General features: G+C 54.0%; 2 tRNA genes and 2 rRNA genes. All 4 read left to right on the top strand.

From position 1 onward, the window contains the following. Positions 1-187 precede the first annotated feature (187 nt). The 4 genes from U1763_RS21030 to U1763_RS21015 all read left to right on the top strand — a co-directional run bounded on the left by U1763_RS21030 (position 188) and on the right by U1763_RS21015 (position 5,388). Positions 188-1,678, top strand: a 16S ribosomal RNA gene (locus U1763_RS21030). Positions 1,679-1,948: 270 nt separating this feature from the next. After that, positions 1,949-2,025, top strand: a tRNA-Ile gene (locus U1763_RS21025). A gap of 15 nt (positions 2,026-2,040) precedes the next feature. Then, positions 2,041-2,116: transfer RNA gene (locus tag U1763_RS21020), tRNA-Ala, on the top strand. A gap of 476 nt (positions 2,117-2,592) precedes the next feature. After that, positions 2,593-5,388 (top strand): 23S ribosomal RNA (locus U1763_RS21015). The 16S and 23S rRNA genes sit together here with 2 tRNA genes alongside, the layout of an rRNA operon. The last annotated feature ends 110 nt before the right edge of the window (positions 5,389-5,498 follow it).

The following is a 5,498-nucleotide window of genomic DNA, read 5'->3' as shown; positions in this document are numbered from 1 at the left end:
GGGGTCCTCAAGGCTCCGGAGTATCGTTTAAAGCTAAGTCGTTCTCATATGTCCTTCACATATTCCATATGTAATGGACACTCTGTCTGGCTTTGGTCGGGTAGGGTGTCTGAATGATATTGTGCAGAGCGGCTCCTTGAGATGAGCTGGTTGATCGTGGAATTCCACTGCGATTGGCTGGTGACATAAACTTGAGAGTTTGATCATGGCTCAGAATGAACGCTGGCGGCATGCCTAACACATGCAAGTCGAACGAATTACCTTCGGGTAGTTAGTGGCGCACGGGTGCGTAACGCGTGGGAATCTGCCCCTTGGTTCGGAATAACAGTTGGAAACGACTGCTAATACCGGATGACGACGTAAGTCCAAAGATTTATCGCCGAGGGATGAGCCCGCGTAGGATTAGGTAGTTGGTGTGGTAAAGGCGCACCAAGCCGACGATCCTTAGCTGGTCTGAGAGGATGATCAGCCACACTGGGACTGAGACACGGCCCAGACTCCTACGGGAGGCAGCAGTGGGGAATATTGGACAATGGGCGAAAGCCTGATCCAGCAATGCCGCGTGAGTGATGAAGGCCTTAGGGTTGTAAAGCTCTTTTACCCGGGATGATAATGACAGTACCGGGAGAATAAGCTCCGGCTAACTCCGTGCCAGCAGCCGCGGTAATACGGAGGGAGCTAGCGTTATTCGGAATTACTGGGCGTAAAGCGCACGTAGGCGGCTTTGTAAGTAAGAGGTGAAAGCCCAGAGCTCAACTCTGGAATTGCCTTTTAGACTGCATCGCTTGAATCATGGAGAGGTCAGTGGAATTCCGAGTGTAGAGGTGAAATTCGTAGATATTCGGAAGAACACCAGTGGCGAAGGCGGCTGACTGGACATGTATTGACGCTGAGGTGCGAAAGCGTGGGGAGCAAACAGGATTAGATACCCTGGTAGTCCACGCCGTAAACGATGATAACTAGCTGTCCGGACACTTGGTGTTTGGGTGGCGCAGCTAACGCATTAAGTTATCCGCCTGGGGAGTACGGCCGCAAGGTTAAAACTCAAATGAATTGACGGGGGCCTGCACAAGCGGTGGAGCATGTGGTTTAATTCGAAGCAACGCGCAGAACCTTACCAGCGTTTGACATGGCAGGACGACTTCCAGAGATGGATTTCTTCCCTTCGGGGACCTGCACACAGGTGCTGCATGGCTGTCGTCAGCTCGTGTCGTGAGATGTTGGGTTAAGTCCCGCAACGAGCGCAACCCTCGCCTTTAGTTGCCATCATTTAGTTGGGCACTTTAAAGGAACCGCCGGTGATAAGCCGGAGGAAGGTGGGGATGACGTCAAGTCCTCATGGCCCTTACGCGCTGGGCTACACACGTGCTACAATGGCGGTGACAGTGGGCAGCAAGCACGCGAGTGTGAGCTAATCTCCAAAAGCCGTCTCAGTTCGGATTGTTCTCTGCAACTCGAGAGCATGAAGGCGGAATCGCTAGTAATCGCGGATCAGCATGCCGCGGTGAATACGTTCCCAGGCCTTGTACACACCGCCCGTCACACCATGGGAGTTGGATTCACCCGAAGGCGTTGCGCTAACTCGTAAGAGAGGCAGGCGACCACGGTGGGTTTAGCGACTGGGGTGAAGTCGTAACAAGGTAGCCGTAGGGGAACCTGCGGCTGGATCACCTCCTTTCTAAGGATATCGGCAGAAAGCGCTGACAGGCCCGCATCTTATGGTGCCACCCTGTCGGAAGAGCTTCTTCCATTCCAAAGAACATTAGCCGCCGTCCTCATGTCCCTTCATCACTAGGTTAGTCCATAAGACGAGACAGCATCTGTTGTCTTGGCTGTGGGCAAGCTCGGCCAGCGCGCGAAGCGCGCCCCTGGGTCCCATCAAAGTACTACTTTGATGGGGGCCCTATTAGGCGCAGTTCTGCTGCGTCTGACGGGCGCAGCGGGTGTGGGGCCTGTAGCTCAGTTGGTTAGAGCGCACCCCTGATAAGGGTGAGGTCGGTGGTTCGAATCCACCTAGGCCCACCACACACAAGTGCGTTTGGGGCCTTAGCTCAGCTGGGAGAGCGGTTGCTTTGCAAGCATCAGGTCATCGGTTCGATCCCGATAGGCTCCACCATTTCGCAGTCGAAGAGACGAGGCAGCAAAGCTGCCGCGCACTACGACAAGAACGGCCAGCGCCGCAAAGCGCGCCCACAAGGCGAGGCCCCGTATCGAGTACGGGGTGCGACGGTCGAGTTCGCGAGATACGCACCATCAGCCACAACCTAGAGATGAAGAGAAACGGTTCGCCGTGCGAGAGCACGGTGATTGGGTCGAGACGACCCGTATTTGACATTGTGAATGGGTTTTTTAAAATCGATGCCGTGAGGTGCTCGATTTTGGAGACGAGGATTGCTTCGGCGGTTCGCAGGGCACTTCTGTGCAAGGCGATCTGGACGAGCGGTTCGAGGCTCCAGATATCGACATCATCATAACTAATAATCTGGCTGAGATTATAATCATCCGCACCTGACAAAAGCTAACGCGCACTGCTCTGCCGAGTTGGTGACCTCTTCGGAGGCACCCAGTGATGTCGTTGGTGGTGTGGACTCTCAAGCGTGAGGTAAGGGCAATTCGTGGATGCCTTGGCACATACAGGCGATGAAGGACGTGGCACGCTGCGATAAGCGTCGGTGAGCTGTGAGCAAGCTTTGACCCGACGATTTCCGAATGGGGAAACCCACCTATCCCGATTAATTCTACCTGCGCGGTAACGCACAGGTCGAGTTAATTAGGTTAGGTATCACTTAGCTGAATACATAGGCTTCGTGAAGCGAACCCGGCGAACTGAAACATCTCAGTAGCTGGAGGAAAAGACATCAACCGAGATTCCGTTAGTAGTGGCGAGCGAACGCGGACCAGGCCAGTGCCTGAATTTCAACTAGTAGAAGTCTCTGGAAAGTGACGCCATAGCGGGTGACAGCCCCGTATACGAAAGTGAGAATTCAGGACTCGAGTAGGGCGGAACACGTGAAATTCTGTCTGAACATGGGGGGACCACCCTCCAAGCCTAAATACTCGTATGTGACCGATAGCGAACTAGTACCGTGAGGGAAAGGTGAAAAGCACCCCGATGAGGGGAGTGAAACAGTACCTGAAACGGATTGCCTACAAGCAGTTGGAGGGCTTTTATGGCCTGACAGCGTACCTCTTGCATAATGGGTCTGTGACTTAATGTATCAAGCAAGCTTAAGCCGATAGGTGTAGGCGCAGCGAAAGCGAGTCTGAATAGGGCGCCAGAGTTTGATGTATTAGACCCGAAACCCGGCGATCTAGGCATGACCAGGATGAAGGTGCAGTAACATGCACTGGAGGTCCGAACCGATTAACGTTGAAAAGTTACCGGATGAGTTGTGTTTAGGGGTGAAAGGCCAATCAAGCCGGGAAATAGCTGGTTCTCCGCGAAAACTATTGAGGTAGTGCCTCGCACGAACACCTTAGGGGGTAGAGCACTGGATGGGCTAGGGGGTCGCGAGATCTACCAAACCTAACCAAACTCCGAATACCTAAGAGTGATATGCGGGAGACAGACGGCGGGTGCTAAGGTCCGTCGTCAAAAGGGAAACAGCCCTGACCTACAGCTAAGGCCCCCAAATCGTATCTAAGTGGGAAAGCATGTGGGACTTCCAAAACAACCAGGAGGTTGGCTTAGAAGCAGCCATCCTTTAAAGAAAGCGTAACAGCTCACTGGTCTAAACAAGAGGTCCTGCGGCGAAGATGTAACGGGGCTCAAGATACGTGCCGAAGCTTAGGGTGTGCCACTGATGTGGTACGCGGTAGCGGAGCGTTCCGTAAGCCTGTGAAGCGATCTGGTAATGGGTCGTGGAGGTATCGGAAGTGCGAATGCAGACATGAGTAGCGATAAAGAGGGTGAGATGCCCTCTCGCCGAAAGACCAAGGGTTCCTGCGCAAGGCTAATCCGCGCAGGGTGAGCCGGCCCCTAAGACGAGCCCGAAGGGGGTAGTCGATGGGAACCACGTTAATATTCGTGGGCCTGGTGGTGTGTGACGGATCATGTGTGTTGTCATCCCTTATCGGATTGGGATGGCTTCGAAATGGTTCCAGGAAATAGCCCCACCGTATAGACCGTACCCGAAACCGACACAGGTGGTCAGGTAGAGTATACCAAGGCGCTTGAGAGAAGTGTCCTGAAGGAACTCGGCAAATTGCCTCCGTACCTTCGGAAGAAGGAGGCCCTCACTATGCGCAAGCACTTTGAGGGGGCACAGGCCAGGGGGTAGCGACTGTTTAGCAAAAACACAGGGCTCTGCTAAGTCGGCTTCAAGACGACGTATAGGGCCTGACGCCTGCCCGGTGCCTGAAGGTTAAGTGGAGGGGTGCAAGCTCTGAAATGAAGCCCAGGTAAACGGCGGCCGTAACTATAACGGTCCTAAGGTAGCGAAATTCCTTGTCGGGTAAGTTCCGACCTGCACGAATGGCGTAACGACTTCCCCACTGTCTCCAGGACATGCTCAGCGAAATTGAATTCTCCGTGAAGATGCGGAGTACCCGCGGTTAGACGGAAAGACCCCGTGCACCTTTACTGCAGCTTCAGAGTGGCATTAGGAAGAAACTGTGTAGCATAGGTGGGAGGCTTTGAAGCATCGGCGCCAGCTGATGTGGAGCCATAGGTGAAATACCACCCTGTTTGTTTCTGATGTCTAACCTCGTTCCGTAAGCCGGAACAGGGACCCTCTGTGGCGGGTAGTTTGACTGGGGCGGTCGCCTCCTAAAGAGTAACGGAGGCGCGCAATGGTGGGCTCAGGACGGTCGGAAACCGTCTGTTAGAGTGCAATGGCATAAGCCCGCCTGACTGCGAGACTGACAAGTCGAGCAGAGACGAAAGTCGGTCATAGTGATCCGGTGGTCCCTCGTGGAAGGGCCATCGCTCAACGGATAAAAGGTACGCCGGGGATAACAGGCTGATAACCCCCAAGAGCTCATATCGACGGGGTTGTTTGGCACCTCGATGTCGGCTCATCACATCCTGGGGCTGGAGCAGGTCCCAAGGGTTTGGCTGTTCGCCAATTAAAGTGGTACGTGAGCTGGGTTCAGAACGTCGCGAGACAGTTTGGTCCCTATCTGCCGTGGGCGTCGAAATTTGAGAGGAGTTGACCCTAGTACGAGAGGACCGGGTTGAACATACCTCTGGTGTACCAGTCGTTCCGCCAGGAGCGCAGCTGGGTAGCTATGTATGGACGGGATAACCGCTGAAAGCATCTAAGCGGGAAGCCTCCCTCGAGATAAGATTTCATAGAGCCGTCGGAGACCACGACGTTGATAGATCGGATGTAGAAGTGCGGTAACGCATGGAGCTAACCGATACTAATTGCTCTATTCGCGCTTGAGAGTCTCACACCATCAATGACAACACTGGGCAACCAGCTAGCCATTGTTACGGTGCGGATGAAACAAGTCGAACGCCAGATTGCCAATCCCCTCGCCGTCGAGGGATTGGT

Source organism: Sphingomonas sorbitolis (genome assembly GCF_036663875.1).
GTDB lineage: Bacteria > Pseudomonadota > Alphaproteobacteria > Sphingomonadales > Sphingomonadaceae > Sphingomonas.
Note: the sequence above shows the minus strand (reverse complement) of the source record. Positions and strands in the feature narration are given on the sequence as shown.